The sequence below is a fragment of the Chryseobacterium sp. MA9 genome, assembly GCF_024399315.1.
Classification (GTDB): Bacteria; Bacteroidota; Bacteroidia; order Flavobacteriales; family Weeksellaceae; genus Chryseobacterium.
This window is the reverse complement of sequence record NZ_CP075170.1, coordinates 1,863,858-1,888,244: the sequence shown is the minus strand read 5'-3', so window position 1 is coordinate 1,888,244 and position 24,387 is coordinate 1,863,858. Positions and strand designations below refer to the sequence as shown.

The window sequence follows — 24,387 nt, the reverse complement described above, 5'->3', positions numbered from 1 at the left end:
CACCAATAACCTGCAGGCAGTTTTTAAATAGTAATACCCCCTTAGGGAAGGGGGTATTGATACTTATAAAAATAGGTGTTTGAACTTCAGAACCGACTATTAATACTTGCTTAACCGATTGTTATCAGTTCTTTACGTCATCAGAGGGAGTTGCCGGAGGGGTTGAAGACCCTGTTGTCACAAAAAACTGTTTCATATCTTCATAAATAACATTGGTACCCGGAACATTTTCTCCTGAAAGGAACTTCAGATTCCTGTAGAAGGTAATAGCATTATGATAGTTATCATGATCCAGTAAGACTTTTGTATCAGACAGCTGTTCTGTCAATGAGCTTATTCTTTGTAAGCGTTGTTCTACCTGCTCTCTTCCCAGATAATCCTTATCGAATTCTGTTTTATCTAAAAAGTTCGGGACATACTGAGGATACTGCTCCATGTAAATCTTCGCCTTGTTTACAAACAGTTTGTTCTGTTCCGCAATACTTCCGTATTGTTGTCTTTCTTCGGGAGTCAGGTTGATGGTTTTTCCTGATAAAACTGTTTCAATAGTTTGTAATGCCTGATCGAGGTTATTAAGCTCTTCAGCGGTAAAACTTAAACTGATTAAATTGTCTAGTGCCATAATTTTGTGTTTTTTAGTTGTTACTGTTATCAAATATAGGAAGCATAAAGCATAGAAAAATAGGGTGTTGTAAGATTTTCAGGCAGTGTTCATCAGAAAATGAAAACGGGATAATGGGATTTGTTTTTTCTGAATTTTTGAAGAAAAAAAGAACGTATAAAAAAAGAAATGACGAAATAGGAGAGATATCAGTTTCAGGGCATAAGAAAAGATGGAATTTTTTGAAAGAATGCTAAAGGAGAAGGATGAGATGATGGTGAGGACGGAGAGGTTGATTGAGAATAGATAACTTAAGATATAAAAAAGGTTCAGCATGTGCTGAACCTTTTAAGTTATAGTTTTAATTGAGGCTCTCTTGCCTGCTTACAAAGCTACTTACAGTCAGCCTATGTACACCTAAGATTCTTCCAATTGCAGAATATGATACTTTTTTATCAAGTAACTCCTGAATTTTCTTTTCATGTCCTGTAAGTTTAGTTTTTGAAGATTTACTTCCTTTAGGTCTTCCTAAAATAACTCCTTCTGCCCGTTTTCTTGCTAACGCTTCTTTAGTTCGTTGGGAAATTAAATTTCTTTCGATCTCAGCAGAAAGTCCAAAAGCAAAAGCCAATACCTTTGAGCTAATATCACTCCCTAATCGATAATTGTCTTTGATTGTCCATACTTGTATATCCCGATTCATGCATTCATTAAGAATCCCCATAATCATTAATAAATTTCTTCCCAATCTGGAAAGCTCAGAGCAAATCAGTATATCTCCTTTCTTCATCTTTTTTAAGAGCTTACCAAGCTTTCTGTCATCCACATTTTTTGCACCAGAGATGGTTTCTTCAATCCATTTGTCTACTATAGTTTCTTGATGTTGACAAAATTGATTGATCTCAAAACGTTGGTTCTCTACTGTCTGTTTGTCTGTACTTACTCTGATGTATCCGTAAATCATTGTATTTGTTGTTAAAAATTATTATGCTATTTTGATTTAATTTATACCTATACTGTCTAAAATAATTCTATGCAATAATAATAGCAAGGAAATGAGCGATTATTTTAGACAAAATGGAGTAAATACCACTTTTTTAAGTACTGAAAGTTGGGTGATTTTATGTGATATTGAACAAGCTATAAAAACTAAAATTGAAGCAATTGGTACACCACTAAAAGATTGGAATATTAGTATTAACTACGGAGTTAAAACAGGATATAATGAAGCCTATATTATTGATGGAAAAAAGAAGGAAGAATTAATAGTAGAAGATCCAAAATCTGCCGAAATCATACGACCATTATTAAGAGGGCGTGATATTAAACGATATTCTTATGAATTTGCTGATTTATATATAATTACGACATTTCCAAGTCTGAAAATTAACATTGATGATTATCCGGCAGTAAAACAGCATCTTATGAGTTTCGGATATGACAGATTAAAGCAAACAGGCGATAGGGGAGCAAGAAAAAAAACTAATAATCAATGGTTTGAAACCCAAGATAGCATAAATTATTGGGAGGATTTTTATAAACAGAAAATAATATATCCCGGTATAATGCGAATAGCTAAAAGCAATTCATTAAATTTCCCCCGTTTTACTTACGATGAATCTGAAAACTTTTTTTTTGGAAATGATTGTTACTTTATTATTGGTGAACATATTGAATACATTTGGCTTATTTTAAATTCTACGTTATTAGGTTATCTATTTAGATATTATATATATTCATTTGATGAAACCGGGTTTAAAATGTTTACAGATTACTTTAAAAATATTCCAATACCAAAACCAAATCATACTACTTTAAATCAAGCAAATGATTTATTACATGAAATAAATATGGAAAAAATTGATAAATGGGTCTATAGCTTCTATAACTTTAGCGAAGAAGAAGTATATGAAATTGAAAATTTTGTTCAAAAGCTTATCTATGAAGAAGAATCTTAATTATTTTCTATTAATTCAATTTCTTCATCTGAAAATTCAAATAATTCATAAGTCAATGAATTTATTTGTTTAAAAAGAGATGAAGAATCTTTATTATTTTTTGTATTATTAATGATCTGAATCGTTATATCTTCAAACTGCTTTTGTAATGAAGGACAAATCTTTGGTACAAAGAGTTGTTCAATTGTGAATTTTTTCCACCTTACGGTACCAACACCTGTTGTAGTTCCAATTTTTGAGAAAAAGTATTCGGATATTTTTGAATTTAAAAAAGAAATAAGATAAAGTAGGCTTTCGCCTACCATTAAAAATGTAGTAGCCTCATTAATATATTTACCTTCTAACTCAATAGAAAACTTTGGAGAGTCTGAAATTTCTCCCCAAATTATTTTCTGTTTATAAAAATCCTCCATATAAGCACAGTTTCTTAAATTGTATGGACTCACTCCTTTATCGCTTCTTTTGGTTAATTGAGAATAAAATTGATCTAAGTGTTTTTTGATAGCAGGATAATTTTCTATATCTATGGGATTTATATTTTTTTCTTTTATACCATTATGAGTATTAATTAGCCATAAATCTGCAAAGTCATATCCAAATCTTTTGACATCCCTGCCACGTAAAATAGGTCGAATAATTTCAGCAGATTTTGGATCTTCTTTTATAAGTCTAGCTTTCTCTCTTCCATCAATAATATAGGCTTCATTATATCCTGTTAAAACTCCACGATAGATATTAATGTCCCAATCTTTTAGTGGTGTACCAATTGTCTCTATTTTTCTTTTAATTTCTTTTTCAATCGATGATAAAACAACCCAGCTTTCTGAAGAACTAAAATCTGTAAGAACAGCAAACTGTCTAAAATAATCGCTCAAATTTTTTAACTCCTTTTCTTTTACAATACAAGCTAAAGTTTGTTGTCTATTTTTATCCCTTGAAAACATTAAAATATTGGTGTCAACCGTAGCCGTATCGAATATTTGAGTTCCACCAAAGTCTATAAGAATTTCAGGATTTGTTTTATCTGCAAAAAATTTTCTTAGACTTTCTCCATAAGCTGCACGCATCCATTTGTTAGAAGTGATAAATGTTAGAAGTCCTTTTTCTTTTAAGACATTATATCCTAGCTCATAAAACAAGCTGTAAATATCTCCCGTTCTGGCAAAAGTTTCATAACCTAATGTTTGTAATGCATCACTTGCAACTCCCATTTTCTGTAATTGAATGTACGGAGGATTCCCGATAATGACATCAAAACCAGTGAAGTTTCCATCATTATCCAGTACTTCTGGAAATTCAAAACGCCATTCAAAAGCATTGCGATAAATAACATTGTTGAGAATTTCTTCTTTTTGTTTTTTAGCTTGTTCAGCCTTTAGTTTGAGTTTTTTGAGTTTATCTTTCTCTGCTTTTTTAATGGTTTCTCCAAAAGCAATTAAGTTGTTTTGTCTTTGTTCTTCATTTTGGTATTCACCTAATGCTTTAGAAACTTTTTCTTTTTCCTTATTGTCGAGACTGGATTTGAGATTGTTTTTGATGGTACTGATAATATCTTCAATCTCTCTCTTTTTAGTCTTGGAGTTGGTTGTCTTATAGTCTTTTACAGCTTGTTTGTAATCTTCAACGGAGAATGCAATTTCCTTGCTTTTGAAAGCACTCTTTAAACTGTCATTCAATGTAAACTTGCTGATGAGTGAGTTTCCGCATTTAATATTAATGTCAATATTAGGAAGGGTTTGCAGTTCTCCTTCATCTGTATAGTAAGCATTTTTAAGGAGCTCGATCCAGAGTCTCAGTCTGCAGATATTTACTGAATTAGGATTAATATCTACACCAAATAAACAGTTTTCAATAAGGGTTTCCTTTTCATGAAAAATTGCCTTTTGAATTTTTAAGCTTTGTGGATCTTTACGGTTATAGCTGAATAACTCTCCCTCAGCATCAGAAACATAAATTTCATCATTATCAATTTCGATTGTGCATGGTAGTTTTTTTCCATCATCGTCTCCTAAAATTCCTAATTCGCTTTTAATGACAATCATTTCATTAAGAGCAGAAACGAGGAAATGCCCTGAGCCTACCGCAGGATCACAAATCCTGATAGAGTTAACTACTTCATTGAATTTCTTACGATCTTCTTTCTTGAAAAAAGTATTACAATAATCGATAACATCTTCAAATGTTTCAACGGTTTGAATAATCTCTTCTTTAAATTTTTGAACAACAGATTTTCTTAGTGTTTCTCTACACATAAACATGGTAATTGTACCGGGAGTGTAGAAAGATCCATCTTTGTAACCATTAATTTTTTCAAAAATCAATCCCAGAACAGAAGCATTAATTAATGTTTTATTTTGTTGCTTATCATTAATTTCAACAGACGCATCCGCAGAAAAGTCATAAGCATCTAAAAATTTGAACAGATATTCTAGAGTATTAAGTTTTCCTGTTTGTTTTTTGCCACTGGCATTTTTTAAGACTGTAGATGAAAAAACTTCCATTTCCTCATCCATCAATGCTGTTATATCAAAGGTAAGATCTTCTAGCTCACTCTTCTCAAATAAACTACTGTTTAGATAAGGAATATATTTAAATTTTTCTGCATATCGTTGGTGACGTTCTTGTATTGGCTTTGCTAATGCTGAGAAAAACATTTCATTCAGAGCATCAAAACCAGGAATGAATTCTGAATTTAAAAATTTATATTCTGGAGAATCATTATTGTAACTTCTCAATTGAGATTCCAGTAATTTTAAGAAAAGAATTCTGTTAACCCATGTCAGACAAAGTTCTAACCCAACGGTAAACGATTTTTCTTCAGTATTAGGGATATTTTTAACCTTGATAAGATAATCTTTGTCTTCAAGGGTAAAAATTGTATTCTCTAATAATGGGCCATAATCTGCTTCTTTATTCTTTTTTCTTTGGATAATTTTTTTACCACTCTCTTTTACTTCTTCAAGTCCTATGATATGAAGAAGTTCATTATAGAAGGCTTTATTAAGTTGATTACTATCATTACCAAAGCTTTTTCCAAGTAAATGAACATCAGAGAATAACTTGTAAATATTAACAAGCTCTTTATCTTTAAATTTTGAAACTTCTTTATTTCTAAAATCAAGATATACAAATGGAAGAGTATCTTCTACTTGTTCTATATATTTCTTTGCGATTTCATTATAGAATAGTTCATTTTTTATGGTGTCTTTTAAACCATCTCTAAATGCTTTATATTCCTTAATTAATTCACTGTTTTTATAAAATAAGTTGTAGAAATCACTTGCATTGAAAAAGAACCATTCAAAGCCATTGGTTATAATAAGGTGCTTAATATTGTTGTTTTTATAATCAACTCTTTCTCTGAGATAATACAACAGCATTTCCTGAAAAGCCTTTTTATTAAGCTGTTTTTCAGTCGGGAATTCAGCTCTGTTACTTGGCTTTTTTGCTTCTATTAAAACTCCTACATCAGAAGTTGCGTCTTTACCCAAGTATATTGCCAGATCAATTCTTTCCTTTGTATTGATTTCATTTTCAGAATAGAACGTAGATGAAAGAAATTTTGATATTGGAGATTTTAAATGTTCTTCACTCTCATTTCTACTGTCAACTAAATTGATAGCATTGATGCATTCTTGAAGTTTCACTGAAAAATCATCAATATCTGCTCTTAAAGGTTTAAATTTTTTATATGCAGGGTTTAATGCTTTCTGAGGTTCGAGTTTATTAATTTTCATGTGTTATTGTCTAAAATAAGAGGGTATTAATTTAGACAAAATTGTGGGACTAAACAAACGGGAAACCTTTATATATCTATAAGTTATAGTATATTAATAAAACAGGACCCCTTTAATATTAATAAAGGGGTTTTATGGATTTATTTCTACAACAGTTGTAGCTGTCCTCCTACACATCCACCTCCTCAATCTCCACACTGGAAGATACACAAACACCACAGACAAAATCCCAGCCAGCACACCCACGACCACAGCCATTGCCGTAGCATCCAGCTTATAATCTTTTGAGAAATTATATTGTCCTATAAAGAGTAGGGATAATACCAATGATCCTGTAATCAAACCATGTAATATACTTAGCCTGGTCATTAACTTTTTAATATTCAACTGTTCATCTACCGTAAATTCTATGGCTTCCTGGCTGGCGGCATCGGTTACTCTTTTGATGATATCAATGGTAAGGACTACCGGAAGGAAGATAGCCATTGGTAGGGTAAGACGGGCCAGGTTTTGGGTTCCTGAGAAAAAATGCGTGTAGCCTAACTCTTTGAAGCTGGCATACGCGATGATGAAATTAAAAAATACATTCGGGAGGACATAGTAAATTGTACGCTTAATGAGAAAGCGTCTGAGGGTGGTTTTTTTTATAGGTTTTGGCTTTGGCGGCTTTATTTTAAATTTCATAGAGAGGTGGTCAATAGCTCAATGGCTTTATCTTTTATCTTATGGGCTTCCTCTTTGGGAAGGAAATTTTCATTGGACATGAAGGTGAAGTCCATCTGCTGGTTGTACGTACTGGCGACTAAAGTATTCGAGTTCAGCCATGGGAAAGCCACGGTAGGACTGAACACCGTTTCCAGGTTGAAATTGGTGTAATCATTCGGGATATTCACCTTTCCCATATTGGATAAGGTTACATCATGCCCGCCCTCGCTGGATCTCAGCATACGGATCATACGTTCTACGATAGGGTGCATATGTTCTCCCATCCACAGGAGTTCACGGGCTTCCAGCTTATCAATTTTCTCAAGAAGGTCTCTTTTGATCTGCTTGGCATTGCTCAGAACATCCCTGCTGTCTTTTTTCAGGGACAGTTCTACGGTTGGTGCGAAAGCAAATAAATGATCTTCTTTTATTTCCGGGATAAAATGACGTACATCTACAGGACTGATGACCTTCCCTTTGGCACGGTCTCCCTGAATATCACGGAAGGCCTGCATCACGGAAGAACACAGCAAAGCATGAACGGAGATTCCGTTGGCTTTACATTTTTCTGTGATCAGTTTTGTGTCCTCTGGAGTCATTTTCCAGTGAATGGCGTAGTTTTTTCCAAGGTTTCTCTTTTTGCTTTTTCGCTGGATAGAAAAGAATATTCTGGCGAACAGCAGATAAAGGCCGGCCTTGTATTTTTTTATTCCTGTATTAAAATCCGAAGGCAGAAAATCATCTACAGATTCAAAGGCAACATAAGGAATGAGCGGGGAATGGGGATTGTCCAGCAAGCTAAGAAGCTCACGCATTAAAGTTACTCCGGTTGTCCCATCTGAAATGCAGTGAGGCATGATCCAAAGAATTTCGGAAGTATCCTGTCCTTTTACCCAGACCACTTCGGCCAGTGGTTTTTTGGGAGTTTCAAAAAGCTGAAACCATCCTTTTTCGGATTCTTTGATCCAGTCTTCGTCTGTTTTTCTTTCTACAATGCGAAGCGGAATAGGCTCAATATCCTTTTGTCCCATAAAAAAAGGATAACGTCCCCTGTTATGATCAATATTGACTCTCAGTATAGGGTGCTTCTGCTGGATTTTGATTAAGGCAGTTTTAAAACTGCTCTCAGAAACCTGTCCGTTTATTTTTGCCGTATAAATACAGTTTAAAGGCGTTTCCGGATCTACATACATGATCCTTTCCACCATCATTAAAGGTCTTTTGATCATGATACTGCTGTTTGTTTTAATTGTGAATGTATCGTCTGCATCACCTCATCACGGACTGCCATAGCATCAGTGTAAGGTAAATATCCTTCGCTTCCCATGAATGAAAAATCCATCTTGCCACGGTAGGTGGAGACTACCAGGGTAGTGGTATTTCCTAACGGACCAATGACTGACGGGCTGAGGATGGTTTCTACCGTAAACTCTTTATACTCATGAGGGATCTGAATACGTCCCAGATTGGAAAACATACAGTCGTTGGAGGACTTTCCGTTCTTTAGCAGCTTGGTGAAATTCTTAAGCGCATCATGTCCGGATTCCATGACCATCATAGTGAGGTAAGGATTCAGCTTTGAGGTTTTGTGTTCAACAGATTTCTGCATCGCACGGAGGTTATCTGTAAAGCTTAGCTTTTCATCAGCAGACACCACGATCATCAGCCCGAAAGCGAAAATATGATCTTCTGTGATCTGCTTGGCAAAACGTCTGATATCTACCGGACAGGAAACCTTGTTGAAGGATTTTTCGCCTCTCACTTTTTTAAATGCCTGCAATACCGCTGCACTCAAAAATGTATTGACGGTCACTTCCTGGGATTTGCAGTAAGTGATTAATCCTTTGCTTACCGTTTCATCCAGTTTCCAGTTGATCAGATAGTCATTCTGTCTTTCAACAGCTTTTTTACCTACAGGAATCCATTTGATGGCAGTAGCTGCCAGTCTTCCGATAAATTTTGCTTTCAGTTTCTGTCTGCGGCTGTTCAGAATATTTGCCGGAACTACATCCTGGATTCCCAATATTGGATTTTCTATCCCGATATCGGCAGCCGGATTGTCCAGAACGATGAGAAACTCTTTTAAGAAGGCCATTGCAGAGCCACCATCACACAGACAGTGATGGAACGCAAAAAGCATATCAGAAACGTCTTCCCCTTTGATCCAGATAAACCGGATCAGGGGTAATTTTTCGTAATTAAAATTGGTATTCCATTCTCTCCTGGATTCTTCCTGCCATTGATCTTCACTTTGTCTGGTGATGATTCTTACAGGAATAGAAGTGGGTTTTTCAGGAACATTGAACCACGGGATATTTTTTTCATCATGACTGATCAATGCTCTCAGCCATGGGTGTTTATTTTGAATTTTAGCCAGGGCCTGCTGGATATCTTTTAATGTAAAGGTACCTCTCAGTCTGAACGGAATGACCGCGTTAAAAGGTTCTGTTCCGTCCCCTAATAACATACGTTCACCAAATAGCAATCTTCTTTTTATAGGTTGATTCATAGGCTACACTGAAGCTAATGTTGAATGTTCGTGTACAAAATTTTCTAACAGTTCCACCGCTTTGTCATTTCCTCCGGCAAGCGTGAATGTATTACGGACTTCCTGAGCGGCTGTTCTGTATTTGGGATTTTCCAATAATTCAAAAACGGTTTCACGAAGAGCATCTACACGCAGCCTTTTGTATCGGATGCTGATTCCGCAGCCTGCCTGCTCGATCAGTTTCGCAATGTGGAAGTGATCATAAGCGATGGGCGTAATCAACATTGGTAAGCCGTTACGGAAAGTATCATTTACGGTATTGAAACCACCGTGGCAAATCACCATATCCATTTGCTGCATCACCGCTGACTGAGGTACAAAACTGTTCACGATAAAGTTGTCCGGCCATTCTTCAAAGATTTCCGGTGGAGTAGCGGCAATTACCGTTACCGGCTGGTCTTTAAATGCAGCGATGATCTTTTCAAAGAAAGCTTTTCTGATATCGACTAGCAGCGTTCCCAATGATACGAATATTTTTGGAGCTGTAGAAGCATTCAGTTTATCCCAGTCAAATGGAGCATCGTTCGGACGGCCTTTCACCGGACCTACAAATTTCATATGAGACGGAACGGTTTCAAAACCGGCAAAGGCTTGTGACGTAAACACCATATTCAGCTTATGAGAATGGATATAAATTCCTTCCTCATGAATTCCTACTTCTTTTTGCAGGTCTTTGATCAGATTCTGCTGCCATTCCCAGATTTTTGGAGCACTTTTTTCCGTATCTCCCATGACATCGGGTGGAACGGGAGTAGTGGTTACACAGGGAATATTATTTTTATGGGCGAAAAGAGCCCCTCCGAAAGTGATGCAGTCATTCACAATAACATCTGGCATCCAGGTTTCTGTCAGTCTGGTTAATCCCGGCATCATCATTTTAGCAAATGGAACATATGTTTCTTCCAGTGCCAGTTTCATTACTTCAGGCCCGGAACATGCAGGTCCGTCATCCTGTCTTTTTAAAATACGGGCAATTTCCTCCTGATACGGAACAAGATCTTCTTCAGGATAGAAATAAGAACCTCCTTCAGGAATATGTTTGCTGTCTAAAGGCGTAATTCCGAACCATTTTACTTCGTGCCCACGGGCAATCAGACTTGCTCCCACACTTAATGTAGGGCTCACATGTCCGAAAAACGGAGGTACAACGAATAAAAATTTAGATGGCTTTTCAGGCTTTGAAGTCTTTGATATAGCCTGTTCCAATAAGTTAGCTGCTGTAGGTGCACCTCCTGCTTCCACAAAAGACTGTCCTACTTTCTGGGCAGCTTCTTTATAGCTTGGATTATTCAGAATTTGCTGTACAGCTTCTCTAAGGTGATTAGCTTTAAATCGGTTAAAATTAAGACGCTCACCCGCTTCTGTACGGACAACACGCCCTGCAACGTGAGACTGGTCATAGGCAATCGGAATAACTACCAAAGGAATACCGTGTGATAAGGTTTCAGATACGGTATTGTGACCGCCATGGCAAACCACACCATCCAGATGAGGCAGCAGATCAAGTTGAGGAACCTGCTGGTACACCATAAAGTTATCCGGCCATTGCTCGAAAAGCTGCGGATCGGAAACCACTACAACAGTTAAGTCTTCATCTTTAAAGGCATCAATGACCTTTTGGAAAAATGCTTTTTTATGATCATGATCGAAGGTAGTTCCGATACTTACTAAAATCTTTTTATTGGTAACACTTTTTAGTTTATCCCAGTCAAATTCACATGAGATGCGTCTTTCGGTAAGAACCGGACCTGTGAATTGATATTGAGACGGCAGATCATCCATTTCCCCAAAGAAATACTTGGATGTCAGAACAAGCGTTAACAGATCTGAAGTCGCCAGAGAGCGTTCTTCCTGGAAACCCAATTCTTTCTGCAGATCGATGATTTGATTCACTTCCCATTCATGTACTTTTGGAAGCTCATTCATGATTTTAATAGCTGCCGGAGCGGTAACGGAAGTGGCGTAAGGAATTCCAAGTGTTTTGGCTGCAACCGGGGCTGCAAATAACTGATGATCCCCGATAATCAAATCAGGCTGATATGTTTTTAATAAAGCAACAATACCATTATAGCAATGTCTGTTCAGTGGGATAAGAACCTCTTCGTAAAGGAACTTAACGCTGTCTATGCCATACACAACTTTTTTTGAAATAATATCGAGGTACTGTTCACTTTCTTTCTTTTCTTCGTCGGTCTGATCGTATTGGATCAGTAATAATTTTCCTCCTTCGGGAAGTTTAGCCTCTAAAGTAGGGTCAAGGCTGATCCAGGCTACTTCATGCCCTCTTTCCAGCAGCGTAGTACCGATGCTTAGGGTAGGGTTGACATGTCCTGTCAATGGTGGAACTATAAATGCAAATTTAGCCATGGTTTTGTGTTAAAATTTTAGATAAAAATTGAGAGATCGTTTCAGCAATGCGCTGAGGTTCCTGGATAGGAATATTATGATCACCCGGAATTAATTCAAGTTCAGACTGGCTGATTTGAGATTGCAGCCATTCACCTGTTGGTCTGCAGTTGGAATCAGCCCCATAAAGCAATAGAGTGGAAGCCGTCAGTCTGTTGAAGTCGGTTTCACCCAGGAAATGTTTTTCCCTGATCATATCTGCTTTAATGCTGGTCTGGTTAAACAGAAATTCATACATACGATGGTTCTTTTCCATTTGTCTTTTACCCATCTGCACTTTGGTGGTATCTGTAAAGTTGGCTACATAGTGCTCAAGAAACTCTTTGCTGTATTCATCAATGATGTTACGTGCTTTTTCGTCCTGAGGATCCGGAGCTTCCATCACTACGAGCTGATTCACGCGGTCAGGATATTCTAATGCTGTTTTTAATGCAATAAGACCTCCGAAGCTATAGCCGACAAGGTGTACTTTTTCCAGTTGAAGATGATCTATTAAACCCATCAGATCGGATGACATGTTGTCCAGGTCGTACCCATCCAAAAAGCGTTCACTCATACCATGGCTCTTCAGATCGTACATCACCACATGGAAATGCTTGGCCAGCACAGGGGCAATATTAAAATAATAAATGGACAGGTTACTGAACATACCGTGGATGAGTACCACGGTTTGTTCGGCTCCTTTGTTGAGTTCCTGTATATGAACTTGTCTGTTATTGACAGTGATTATTGGCATTCGTAGATATAATTGATGATCATACTAAGGTCAAGATTGATCAGCTGGTCAAGATCCATAGAAGAAAGCCAGCCTGTAAAATCGATCTGCTCGCCAAAATGCGCTTTGATCTTTTCAGAGAAAGAGACAATCTCAATGCTGTCCATTTCAAGATCCTTGGTGAATGAACTTTCAGGAGTAATATCCATCTCTTCTACAAATTCAGCACCTATCACTTCAGTAATAAAACCTTTTAATAAAGTAAAAAGTTCTTCGTGGTTCATTTTTAATGTTGCGTTTACAGTGTCCATCCGATAATATAATTTTTATGTTTAATAGTTTTGATTTCAATGTTGTTGATCCACAGGTGATCATCTTTTATAAGTTCGACTTCGAAGGCTTTAGGATTTCCTTTCAGTCCTGTTCCCAGGAACTTCCCATAAGCTTCCTTGGCTACCCAAAAGCGGGTGGTCCATTCTGCCTGATCTCTGTCTTTTAATAAGGCTAATTCTTTGTCGGTAAATACCATGTCGTAGAATCCTGAACTGCGTTCTTCCATCAGTTCCATATCGATTCCTACAGATTTTCCATATCTCGCGATTCCCACAGCTTCTTTTCCTTTATGAGCTAAAGAAATATGAATGTCTTCTGTAAAATCACTGATGAGGTAAGGTTTGCCCACTTCATCGGAACGGATTTCAAAGGTGATCGGGAAGCATGCATGATTTTTTTCCTTACGAAGAAGGTTTCTTACGGCATCTTTCACTGCTACACGGCTTACCATCCAGTTTTTCTTTTTGTTGGGTAATAGCTGCTGGTGATGCTGTTTTTCCGTCTGGTTGAAGTATCTTTTCAGGATAAAATCCCATGAAGCAACTCTTGTATACGCCTGATGGAAGAAGAAAACTTCAGGAGCAATCTCTTCTGAAAGACGGTTGTGGAGCGGTGACATGGAAACATTCCATAAAGCGGCATCAATTTCCAGTCTTCTGTTTTGCCAGCCGGTAATAGCGCACCATACTTTTCCGTCTCTTTTCAGGATGATATCTGCGATGGCGAATTCATCATTAAGCTCGGTCAGCATACAGGTACATTCAAAAATACCTTCCTGATCATGCATATCTCCGAAGAATTCAATATCTCTGATTTTTACCGGGAATGCAATACGGTCTTTCACCAAAGTAAGCTGAAGCCAAAGCCCGAATAACTGTCCTGCATTATCCAGTAAAGAGCCTTTACCACCGTTTCCTTTTATTTTTCCGATGATTCCTTTGTCTCCAACGGCTGAAACCTCAGTAATTCCCTGGTATTTATCTCCATGGAACATGTGCATGTCATAGATTTCTTCAGGGGTTCTTTCGATAGGTAAAATATTACCGATGGAAATATTGAAATCAGGTGTCGGAACAGGAGCAGATTTTAAAACGACTTCTGCGTTGGCAAAGTTTTCAATATCGAGGTAAGCGTGGTTCGGTGAGCGCCATTCTCCTTTTACGGTTTTTTCGAAAGGTTTGGCTACGTTCATCCATTGGAATACACTTACGTTCATGATTTTATGAACCCGTGTTCCGGGAATTTCTGCTTCTGCAATTTCTGCTAATTGTTCAAAGATCATCGTCATCGGAATGACCGGTTCCATATCTGCTACATGAGCCCATCCTTTTGGCTGTCTCAATAAGCTGTGGTCGATCAGGTAAGGATGACTTTCCAGGGTTACATACAAGTCTTTTGTGAAGGTTGTACTTCTTGGTGCTTTCTGAGCTGCAGGAACTACAGGTGCAGGTCTTTGAATCGTGATTTCCGGACGGTTCTGGAATAAAGTCAAGACTTCTTCCTGCATACGGATCATATCTGCAACGTTTTCCTGGAAGGCCTGTACCAGCGGATGTCCACTTTTTGCAGCAATAGCTGAAGCTGTTGCAGTATATTGTTTTGGCGTATCAAATGATTGAGCCAAAGCTTTCACTTCTTTAAAATTACGGATAATAGGCGACCCTAATTCCAGCTTAATGCCTTTTCCTGAAGGTCTTTTCGAATGATTCTGAATCTCCAGAAAATCAAGAGCGATTGTTTTTCCTTCTACAAATAATGAAGCAACTACTCTTTGTAACTGAGCCAATGCAGAACGGGTAGGAACGCTGGATGCAATCGTACTGAATGCTTTTCCCTTCAAGGTATCATCAATAAATCCGATCAATCCACCTGTACCCACCTGGATGAAAACTCTTGCGCCTTCTTCGTATAATTTATCTGTCAGTTCACGGAAACGGACAGGCTGAACCAAATGCTCGGCACTCAGTTGTCTGATCGCTGCCTGATCTGCAGGATAAGGTTCTAATGTGGTAGCAGACCACAATGGTATTTTCGTCTGCTGGAACTGTGCCTTTTCCATTCCCGCAAGGATTACATCCAGTTTATCAGCGATAAAAGGAGAGTGGAATCCAGACTGGAACGGCAATACCTGATGGAAGATCTGTTTTGCTTTTAACAAAGGAACCAATTCGTCCAACGCAGCATTACTTCCGCAAAGAATCACCTGATTAGGACAGTTGTCATTGGAAACATAAAGGTTGAGAATTTCAGTGATAAAAGGTTGTATGACATCAATTCCGGCACCTATGGCGATGAATTTGGAATCTTTTAATTCAAAAGTTTCAGGATTCAGCACATCAATTAATGCCTTTACAGAGTTGGCTTCTGCTAATTCTGAAGAGTAACCTGCCAGCCATTCTCCTAAACTGTGTCCGGCATTCATATCTGGGATAATTCCCAGTTTTTTCAGTGAATTATCAAGGATACTGCAGTTGTTGAAAATGTTTAAAGCATCGGTTAAAAGACCTTCACCTTCAGTTTCTATAGGTGCTGTCAGTCCGAAATAACGGCTCACCGTTTCTACTTCTCCTTTTGCCAGGCCGTCTAAGCCAGGGAATACAAAGGCTACTTTACCGCCATCTTTTAATAATGGAGCAGAAGTATACCAGATATCCTGTTTATTTTTCCAGGTAAGGTTCTTGGAAACAATTTTAATGGCTTTTTCTACTCTTGCAGGTGTCGGATCGAATATTGCAACTCTGAAATCTCCTTCCCCAATTACTGCTTCATTATTTTGTAATGCAGAAAGCAATTCTTCATGGGTAGGTCTTGCCAATATCAACACATGATCTTTTTTCGGCATATCATAGCCTTCAAGAACAACGTGAGCATTGATCCCTCCGAATCCGAAAGCATTTACTGCGGCTACTTTTGGCAGTCCTGTTTTTGACCAGTTTTTGGCTTCCTGTACAGGCTCAAATCTTGTGTTCTGCATATCCGCAGTTGGATTTTCACAATATAAGGTTGGAGGTAGAGTATCGTGGTGTAATGCCAGACAGGTTTTAATCAATCCTGCAATTCCTGCTGCGGGCATAGCATGTCCAATATTGGACTTTACCGATCCGATACCCGCTGCCGGAGCCGCTTCTTCTTTTCCGAAGAATTGAGCTAAGGTCTGAAGCTCTGTTTTATCTCCAAGTGGAGTTCCTGTGCCGTGCGCCTCAAGATATCCCACTTTATTTTTATCTAAGTCAGCATTGATCCATGCCTGTTCTAAAGCTTTCAACTGGCCTTTTACGGATGGGCTCATTACGCTGGTTCCATTACCATCACTGCTTACGCCCACACCTTTGATCACAGCATAAATTTTGTCCTGATCACGAACGGCATCCTCCAATCGTTTTAAGACTACAAAACCGCAGCCTTCCCCAATCAATAGACCGTCAGCATCCATACTGAACGGTTTGATCTGCTGTTGGTGAGACATTGCTCCCAACTGGGCAAAAATACTCCAGAAAGCGGCATTCTGTCCTGTGTGTACGCCACCTGCGATCATGATATCGGAACGACCTCTCTGAAGTTCCTGTACTGCATGATCTACAGCAATTAAAGCAGAAGCACAGGCGGCATCCACGGTAAATGCAGCGCCTCCTAAATTGAAGCGGTTCGCAACAAGAGAGGCAACAAGATTAGGAATTAACCCCATAGCCGTATCTGCTGCAAAACGTCCTTTACGCTGTTGAAAAGCATGTTTTACTTTTTCAATGTCTGCAGAAGAAACCTGAGGCAGCAATTCCTGTAATAATGAAGAAATCTGTTCTCCGGTTCTTACAATTTCGATGGCACGGGTAGCACCTGGTCCAGTGTAGTTTCCTTTACCGATGATGATTCCCGTTTTTTCAAGGGAAATATTCTTCTGAAATATGCCTGCATCTTCCAGTGCTTTCTGTACCAGATCAAGGGTAAGCAAATGGTCAGGTTCCGTTCCTTCAACAGCTAATGGCAGAATACCAAAAGCTGTAGGATCGAATGTATAATCAGGGATAAACCCTCCACGCTGACAGTAAAAACGATCAACGGGGCTTGTGGCATCACTGAAATGAACCGGATCTATCCGATCAGCCGGAGCCAGCTCGGTAGAATCGACTTTATTGACAATATTCTGCCAAAAAGTGTTGGCATCCTGTGCCCCAGGAAAGACACAGGATAGACCAATTACAGCAACATCTGTTTTTTTCATACTTCGTTTATACAGAGTTTTACCAATTATTTCCTGACATGATCAGCACCTGGCTTTCGGTTCCGTATTTTATCTCGTTAAGGAAGATTTCTTTTCCTTCATCCAATGGAATCATAGAAATACCTCGACGTTCGTATTCTGATTCAAGGGTGGAGGAAACCATTCCGGCACCTTTCCATGGTCCCCAGTTGATAGAGATTACTTTTCCTTTTAATCTTTTGTTTAAAGCATTAGCGTAATCATCCAGTACGCTGTTTGCTGCAGCATAATCTGTCTGACCTTTGTTACCATATACAGAAGCAATACTTGAGAATAATACTACAAACTGACAGTCTGAACGAAGCTGTTCTGCCAATACACGAAGTGGTTTTACTTTAGTATCAAATACACGTCCGAAAGAGCTTGTGGTCTTTTGTTTGAATAGTTTATCTTCTAAAAGACCTGCGCCATGGATCACTCCATCCAGACGGTTGTATTTTTCATAAATACTGCTGATCAGATTACCTAAGCCTTCTTCGTCACAAAGATCCAATGATTGGTAAATAATGGTGTTTCCAAGCGCTTCCATATCACGGATTGTGCGTAGAATCTGATTGTTTTTGAAAATCTTAGTTGTTTCTTTTTCTATTTCTGCAGGGGCAGTGAATTTGCCGGATCTGATAAGGAAACCTCTGATTTCTTCTTTGGTTTTCATGGCTTCAAATTCTTTTAATTCTAACGCTCCCTCTCTTGGATCGGCTGATCTTCCTACCAGAATATAAGTACAAGGATAAGCCTGAGACATATGTTTTGCCAATTCAGCAGTGATTCCCTGTGCTCCTCCCAATACCAATACCACAGATTTTTGATCTAATTGGATATGAGCTTCGTTTAAGCTTGTTGACAATGGAGAAGGGATAATATCTACTTTATGCCTCTGATCGTTTTTATAAATAACTTCAGCGGGTTTATCGTTGGTAAGGATTTCCTTTAAAGTAATTTCAGCAATCTGATCTACTTCCTGAGGCGTGCCAAGGCTGATTAATCTACAAGTTGTATTATCAAATTCTCTTGCCAGACTTTTGAAAAGTCCCGGATATCCCTGATGATGGCGTAATATGCTTGCATCTGTAATTTCCTGTAGGTGTGCCGGAATATCTGAGATCAGATATACCCATTTTGCTTTATCGAAATCCAGTTTTTTGATCAGATCTACATGATCAATAATGCTTGGTTTATCAGCTGCTGAGAATAAATCCAGCATAATTAATCCGTCAATATTAGAAAGATCTTTTTCTGTATCTACTAATTCTACAATAGCTCCGTGTTTTTCCAACGCTTCTTTGATTGCCGAGGTTTGTTTGCTGTCATCTTGAGTAATGGCAAAACGTTTTCCCTGCAATACTTCTGTATTTTGTACTAAAAAATCATCGGTAGGAGTGATATCAAAACGAAGACGTGAAAGTACATTTTGAGTTGGCTCTGCGATGTTGGTTTCTTTCGTTTCCTGATCGGTTTCGTTTGTTTCACCATTCATTTCGCTGATCCAGCTTGCCAAACCACGAAGAGTTTTAATGGCAGCCAGTTTTTCCATGACATCATCCGCCTGTTCAAGGTTTTGACCAAAACCAATCTTGGTCTTAAGATCACCGATGATTTCCATACGTTTGATGGAGTCTATACTTAAATCAGCTTCCAGATCAAGGTCAAGACCCAACATTTCTTTAGGATATCCTGTTTTTTCACTTACGATATTCAGAATTGCATTTTGTAGGTCTTCAAGAGAAAATGTTGGTTGAGCTTTTGATTGTGCAACTGATGATTCAGCTGCTGATCCATTTTTTTCAGGTGTAGCAGTTGTCTCAGCTCCTGAGAATTCAGTAAGCCATGAAACAAGGCCACTTAAAGTTTTTATTCCGGCTAATTGCTCCATAACGGTATCTTCACTGGTATTTCCGTTACCCAGACTTCCCAGTTCGTTACGAAGTGTTCCGATGATCTCAACTCTTTTAATAGAATCAATACTTAAATCCGCTTCAAGGTCCATTTCCATACCCAGCATTTCCTGAGGATATCCTGTTTTGTCACTTACTACCTGTAGTAATAAGGATTTGATATCTCTTGCAGGAGCTTGCTTCACAGCAGCAACGGCTACCGGTCTTTCCTGTTGAACAGGCTGAACCGGAATGGCAGATATTGGCTGGTGCGCAGCAATTGGTGCTGATGAATTGTACACAGGAGCAGGGAATGCCTGAGGATTCTGTCCCATAAAGGAAAGCATCACATCACGCTGTGCCTGTATCATTAATTTCATACTGTTTAAATATTCCTGCAACATACGTTCAGCGGTAGACTGAGCCTCAGTTGCGGGTGCCTGTGGATTATTAGTAAAGTTGTTCATGGGAATAGGGTTTATAAGTGGTAATGCACCATTAGCTGGCAGATTACCAGTAGTTGGGTGGGCAGTTTGCCCGTTAACACGCCAGATGGCTGGGCTTTTCTTGTAAAGCTCTGGTTGGTTAAGGTCAATAACGTTGACACTTCTACCATCAAAAAGCTTGTTGATCGTAAAGCTTCGGCCTGTTCCTAAATATTGAGCTAGCATGCAAAGAAGATGACTAAATTTATTACGGCTGTTGTCTTCAACATATAGGGTCAGCTGATCTTTTTCCAGACAAGACTTGGTTAATCCGGTAAGTACTTTTCCAGGTCCTACTTCGATGAAGATTCTTGCACCATCATTGTACATAGCCTGAAGCTGTTCTACAAATCTTACAGGCTGTACCAGATGGTCAGTAAGCCTTTCTTTTATTTCTGATGGGTTCGACGGATATGCTTCTGCTGTAGTATTGGACCATACAGGGATCTGCATTTCCTGGAAAGGAACGTCTTTTAATACTTCAGCATATAAATTCTTGGATTTTGCCAATAACGGGCTGTGGAATGCACATGCAACTTCCAGTTTTTTAGCAGAAATACCTTCCTGTTTAAGCACTTCCAATAATTTATTGATCGCTTCTGTACTTCCAGCGATAACACATTGAGTTGGAGCATTGAAGTTTACAGGATAACATCCTTCTACTTTTGCAATCATTGGTTGTAAACGTTCCGGAGTAGCACTTGCTGCCAGCATTGACCCCGGATCTCCGCCTTCTACTGAATCTAAGATAGATTGGGCTCTCTTAACACTTAAGTCAACCAGTTTATCTTCTCCAAATACTCCTGCAAAACATAAGGCTGGTATTTCACCATAGCTGTGACCTGCCAGCATATCAGGAATAATGCCCAATGATTCTAAGAATTTAGCCAATGCAAGGTCTACAATTCCTAAAAGTGGTTGTGCTAAACGGGTATCTTTAATGGTTTCTTTCTGTTGCTTTAAATCAGCTTCATTAAAGGTTTTAGATGGGAAAACTACTTTTTCAAGTTCAGGATACTCATCAATGATCTTGCGCATAGCCGGGAAAACCACAAATAAGTCACGAGCCATATTGATTCTCTGACTGCCTTGTCCCGGGAATGTGAACGCTACTTTACCTTCTTTTTTATTAACCGTAAAAGTGTCTTTTGTCTCAATCCCTAGTAATACCAGTTCAAGCTTCATCATCAGGTCTTCAGCGGTGTCTGCAACGATGCTGAACTGAATTGGCTTTTCTGAACTGATGCTTAAACTGTACGCTATATCTTTTAATGGAATACCATCGTTAATTTCTAATAAAGCTTTAATCTGGCTTGACTGTCCTTTCGCTTCTTCATACGTATCTCCACGGAAAACAAACAATTCTGAAGGCCATGACTGCATTGCAATTGAATTATCCTGCTTAGGGTGGTTGGCAATTACCGTATGGAAATTCGTTCCTCCGAATCCGAAAGCACTGATCCCAGCATAACGGTTTTTCTCGCTCCACAATCCACTTTCTGCATGAAATGCAAACGGACTGGTTTCTGCATTATAATAAGCATTAGGCTGCTGAAGGTGTAGGGTAGGTGGTTTTACCCCGTGGTATACAGCAAGAGAAGCTTTGATCAATCCAGCTAATCCTGCCGCACACTTAGTATGCCCGATCTGTGTTTTCACAGAACCTAGATGCGTCTGCCCAGGTAAAGCTCCCGAACGGCTGAATAAATTAGTCAGTGCACTTAATTCAGTTTTGTCACCCACAACAGTTCCGGTACCATGAGCTTCTACAAGACCTACGGAAGCAGGACTTATTCCAGCCTGAGAATAAGCACGTTCTAATGCTCTTACCTGGCCTATTTGTCTTGGAGCAGTCAGTCCAAGAGCTTTACCATCACTGGATCCTCCAACTCCTTTAATCACCGAATAAATACGGTCGCCATCACGTACAGCATCTTCATATCTTTTTAAAACAAGGATGGCGATACCTTCTCCAAGGGCGATACCATCTGCATCACCATCAAAAGTAGCACATCTTCCTTTTCTTGATAGGGCATGCGTGCTGGAGAACATCAAATAATCATTGATTCCATTGTGTAAATCTGCACCTCCGGCAAGAACCATATCAGATTTGCCTAATACCAGTTCCTGACAGGCAAGATCAATAGCGGCTAATGACGAAGCACAAGCTGCATCTACGGTAAAGTTTCTACCGCCAAGATCCAGGCGGTTTGTAATTCTACCAGCGATTACATTCGCCAGAATACCTGGGAAAGAATCTTCCGTTGTATGTGGGAAGGCTTCTTTTACTTCTTCGTGAAGTTCTCCGAAAACCTGTTTATAATATCCTCTGAAACTATAGCTGTTGGCAAGGTCATTACCTCCCTCAGCACCTATAATAACAGAAATGTTTTCTCTGTTGATGTGTTTTTCGCCATATCCTGCATCTTCCATAGCACGCTTAGCGACCAATAAAGTCAATAGTTGTGTAGGTTCAATAGCTGCAAGTGATTGTGGTGGAATACCAAATGCCAGCGGATCGAAATCAATTTTAGGAATAAATCCACCCCATTTGGAATGAGATACATCCGGTCCGTCAGAATCCGGATGGTAATACAATTCTTTATTCCATCTTTCATCCGGTACTTCGGTAACACTGTCTTTTCCTAAAATGATATTTCTCCAGTATTCATCCAGGTTTTTAGCACCCGGGAAAATACATTCCATTCCTACGATAGCAATGTCCAGAGGTTTTTCTGTGGAAATAGGTTCTTCAGGTAATGCAGCGTTCTGAATGTGTTCGTAATTGTCTACAACACTTTGATGTAAAGCAGCTAATGAGATTACACGATTGTGCATCGTAGCTACCTGTCCTATCATGTACATTCCTAAGTCTAGTTGGTCATCTTTAGGAATGTTGACAAGTTTATCACCCTGACGCTCGATACCTTTAGCTGCGATTCGTAAACGGCCTACGTTTAATTTTTCAAGTTGTTCCCACACCTGTTTTTTGTCCATTCCTGCAGCAAGAAGTTTTGCTTTCTCTGTATTGAAATGATGGGCAAATGCAGTATTTAAACAACGGGTTTCATGTCCCGGAGCTGTTTCCAATAGAACGGTATCTTTTGCCTGCATAGCCTGCGCCTGGAACTCTTCCTGAATGGCTCCGGTTTGCACAGCTTCGTGTGTATAGAGATAAGCAGTTCCCATCAATACACCAATTTTTACTCCTCTTGCAGCTAATGGTGCGGCCATGATAGAAACAAACGCGGTTGAAAATGCGTTGTGAATTCCTCCTGCAAAAAAGACACTGATATTTTCGGGGTGTTCTTCTTTTAAGATACGTTCAATTTGTTTTTCCCAGAGAACCATACTTGAAAGAGGACCTACATGCCCTCCGCATTCACGTCCTTCAAAAATGAAATTTTTAGCACCTTCTTTCAGGAAAATATCCAGAAGGGCAGGGGAAGGAACGTGTAAGAATGATTTTATTCCAGCTTTTTCAAATACTTTAGCCTGAGCTGGTCTTCCGCCTGCAATCAAAATCACAGGAGGCTTAGCTTCTAATATATATGAGGTTTGTTCTTCTCTTAATTCCTGTGGCGCGAATCCTAAAATTCCTACTCCCCAAGTTTTATCACCAGCCAGTTTTTTGGTATCCATTACCAGAGATTTTGCAGATTCTCCTTTTAATAAGGATAAAGCAACAAAAGGTAAGGCTCCGGCATCTGCTACTGCATTGGCGAATAATGGAACATCACTTACGCGGGTCATCGGACCTTGAGCAATGGGGTAATGCAGACCCAGCTCCTGAGCCATTGGATTGTCTTTATTGATTACCTTCAGTGCTTTTGCCTGTTTCAGGTGTCCATACATAGCCTCTTTGAATCCGAAAACCAGTTTTTTCAGGGTTTTGAAATCTTCATACAGGTCTGTTGCCAGCGAGATGTCTTGTCCCATAGGAATATAACATGTGCTAAGGTCGAAACCGGTAAAGTACTGTTTCAGATTTTCAGCGGTTACATTTTCAGGTAATACAGGTGAATTGGGTCTTACTAATATACGATGATTAGCAATCACCTTGGTTTCTGTACCATTCAGCTTTGAGCACACTTCTTTCAGATCCTTAGGAACTGAACTTTCAGGAAATAGGGCCAGCTGACTGTCCAATACAACTCCTGTTGCTCCCAATGCTTTTGATGCCGCTGCAGTATGGAGACCTATTCCTCCCTGTACCCACACCGGAATGTTCTGAATTTCTTTGATCACACGCTGAAATAACACAAACGTGGATTCATAGCCTACTAATCCGCCTGCTTCATTTCCTTTAATAATGATTCCTTCTGCTCCCGATTGTTCAGCTTCTATGGCTTCTTCCAAACTGCTTACCTGATAAACAGCAGGCAGATTGAAGGGCTTTGACATTCCGAAAGGAAGGATCGCAAATCTTACTTTTTCAGAAATTTGAAGAGAGGCGAAGTTGTCTTTAGAAAAATAAATACCATACGATGGTACGTCTATCTGGTCAAGTTGATGTAACGCTTCCTGTGCAGCCGTTATCTCATTTCCTAAACTTAAAACGGGAAATGCACCCGCCTGGTGTAGTTTAGAGATAAGGTTAACGTCTGGTTTTTCAAAAGGCGTCAGTCCAATAATGGTTAGGTTTTTCATGGCGTGATAATTATTGAATGATAGCAAGAGATTTATAACAAAATGCAGAGCCTTTCGGTATTAAGGCGATCGCTTTTTGCTACGATATAATAAAATTGGTTTTTGTTAAATCGTTAA

Annotated in this window: 12 protein-coding genes; 1 reads left to right on the top strand and 11 read right to left on the bottom strand. The window is 38.9% G+C overall.

What is annotated here, in order from left to right; translation table 11 throughout:
• Window positions 1–124 precede the first annotated feature (124 nt).
• Both KIK00_RS08445 and KIK00_RS08440 read right to left on the bottom strand, forming a co-directional pair.
• On the bottom strand, window positions 125–622 hold the full coding sequence (locus KIK00_RS08445; RefSeq protein WP_255816120.1) for a hypothetical protein: 498 nt from the start codon (window positions 620–622) through the stop codon (window positions 125–127).
• A gap of 340 nt (window positions 623–962) precedes the next feature.
• Window positions 963–1,565 carry a master DNA invertase Mpi family serine-type recombinase gene (locus tag KIK00_RS08440; RefSeq protein WP_078677164.1) on the bottom strand — a complete coding sequence of 201 codons (603 nt, stop codon included), beginning with the start codon at window positions 1,563–1,565 and terminating at the stop codon, window positions 963–965.
• A 91-nt stretch (window positions 1,566–1,656) separates the two neighbouring features.
• Here KIK00_RS08440 and KIK00_RS08435 point away from each other — a divergent pair, with 91 nt between their 5' ends.
• A complete protein-coding gene (locus KIK00_RS08435) occupies window positions 1,657–2,559 on the top strand; it encodes a TaqI-like C-terminal specificity domain-containing protein (protein WP_255816119.1) in 903 nt (300 codons plus the stop codon).
• Here KIK00_RS08435 and KIK00_RS08430 read toward each other — a convergent pair.
• The 9 genes from KIK00_RS08430 to KIK00_RS08390 all read right to left on the bottom strand — a co-directional run bounded on the left by KIK00_RS08430 (window position 2,556) and on the right by KIK00_RS08390 (window position 24,270).
• Complete coding sequence (locus KIK00_RS08430; protein ID WP_255816118.1) at window positions 2,556–6,296, bottom strand: Eco57I restriction-modification methylase domain-containing protein; 3,741 nt, start codon at window positions 6,294–6,296, stop codon at window positions 2,556–2,558. The genes KIK00_RS08435 and KIK00_RS08430 overlap by 4 nt on opposite strands.
• A 132-nt stretch (window positions 6,297–6,428) precedes the next feature.
• Window positions 6,429–6,980 carry a hypothetical protein gene (locus tag KIK00_RS08425; protein WP_255816117.1) on the bottom strand — a complete coding sequence of 184 codons (552 nt, stop codon included), beginning with the start codon at window positions 6,978–6,980 and terminating at the stop codon, window positions 6,429–6,431.
• Window positions 6,977–8,230: a hypothetical protein gene (locus KIK00_RS08420; protein WP_255816116.1), complete on the bottom strand. Its 1,254-nt coding sequence runs from the start codon at window positions 8,228–8,230 to the stop codon at window positions 6,977–6,979. Before KIK00_RS08420 ends, KIK00_RS08425 begins: the two co-directional genes overlap by 4 nt.
• Window positions 8,227–9,510, bottom strand: a complete 1,284-nt coding sequence (locus KIK00_RS08415; protein WP_255816115.1) for a condensation domain-containing protein — start codon at window positions 9,508–9,510, stop codon at window positions 8,227–8,229. The genes KIK00_RS08420 and KIK00_RS08415 overlap by 4 nt, the downstream gene beginning before the upstream one ends.
• 3 nt (window positions 9,511–9,513) lie before the next feature.
• Window positions 9,514–11,916: a glycosyltransferase gene (locus KIK00_RS08410; protein WP_255816114.1), complete on the bottom strand. Its 2,403-nt coding sequence runs from the start codon at window positions 11,914–11,916 to the stop codon at window positions 9,514–9,516.
• Window positions 11,909–12,691: an alpha/beta fold hydrolase gene (locus tag KIK00_RS08405; protein ID WP_255816113.1), complete on the bottom strand. Its 783-nt coding sequence runs from the start codon at window positions 12,689–12,691 to the stop codon at window positions 11,909–11,911. The genes KIK00_RS08410 and KIK00_RS08405 overlap by 8 nt, the downstream gene beginning before the upstream one ends.
• The gene (locus KIK00_RS08400) at window positions 12,682–12,981 is read right to left on the bottom strand and encodes an acyl carrier protein (RefSeq protein ID WP_255816112.1); all 300 of its coding nucleotides are present in this window, start codon (window positions 12,979–12,981) and stop codon (window positions 12,682–12,684) included. The genes KIK00_RS08405 and KIK00_RS08400 overlap by 10 nt, the downstream gene beginning before the upstream one ends.
• On the bottom strand, window positions 12,969–17,222 hold the full coding sequence (locus KIK00_RS08395) for a type I polyketide synthase (protein ID WP_255816111.1): 4,254 nt from the start codon (window positions 17,220–17,222) through the stop codon (window positions 12,969–12,971). Before KIK00_RS08395 ends, KIK00_RS08400 begins: the two co-directional genes overlap by 13 nt.
• A 19-nt stretch (window positions 17,223–17,241) precedes the next feature.
• Window positions 17,242–24,270, bottom strand: coding sequence for a type I polyketide synthase (locus KIK00_RS08390; RefSeq protein ID WP_255816110.1), 7,029 nt, complete (start codon window positions 24,268–24,270; stop codon window positions 17,242–17,244).
• Between the last annotated feature and the right edge of the window lie 117 nt (window positions 24,271–24,387).

What these genes read in the sequence shown, in the direction of transcription:
- KIK00_RS08445 (WP_255816120.1), bottom strand. Translation starts at nt 622, where the DNA reads ATGGCACTAGACAATTTAATCAGTTTAAGTTTTACCGCTGAAGAGCTT.
- KIK00_RS08440 (WP_078677164.1), bottom strand. Translation starts at nt 1,565, where the DNA reads ATGATTTACGGATACATCAGAGTAAGTACAGACAAACAGACAGTAGAG.
- KIK00_RS08435 (WP_255816119.1), top strand. Translation starts at nt 1,657, where the DNA reads ATGAGCGATTATTTTAGACAAAATGGAGTAAATACCACTTTTTTAAGT.
- KIK00_RS08430 (WP_255816118.1), bottom strand. Translation starts at nt 6,296, where the DNA reads ATGAAAATTAATAAACTCGAACCTCAGAAAGCATTAAACCCTGCATAT.
- KIK00_RS08425 (WP_255816117.1), bottom strand. Translation starts at nt 6,980, where the DNA reads ATGAAATTTAAAATAAAGCCGCCAAAGCCAAAACCTATAAAAAAAACC.
- KIK00_RS08420 (WP_255816116.1), bottom strand. Translation starts at nt 8,230, where the DNA reads ATGATCAAAAGACCTTTAATGATGGTGGAAAGGATCATGTATGTAGAT.
- KIK00_RS08415 (WP_255816115.1), bottom strand. Translation starts at nt 9,510, where the DNA reads ATGAATCAACCTATAAAAAGAAGATTGCTATTTGGTGAACGTATGTTA.
- KIK00_RS08410 (WP_255816114.1), bottom strand. Translation starts at nt 11,916, where the DNA reads ATGGCTAAATTTGCATTTATAGTTCCACCATTGACAGGACATGTCAAC.
- KIK00_RS08405 (WP_255816113.1), bottom strand. Translation starts at nt 12,691, where the DNA reads ATGCCAATAATCACTGTCAATAACAGACAAGTTCATATACAGGAACTC.
- KIK00_RS08400 (WP_255816112.1), bottom strand. Translation starts at nt 12,981, where the DNA reads ATGGACACTGTAAACGCAACATTAAAAATGAACCACGAAGAACTTTTT.
- KIK00_RS08395 (WP_255816111.1), bottom strand. Translation starts at nt 17,222, where the DNA reads ATGAAAAAAACAGATGTTGCTGTAATTGGTCTATCCTGTGTCTTTCCT.
- KIK00_RS08390 (WP_255816110.1), bottom strand. Translation starts at nt 24,270, where the DNA reads ATGAAAAACCTAACCATTATTGGACTGACGCCTTTTGAAAAACCAGAC.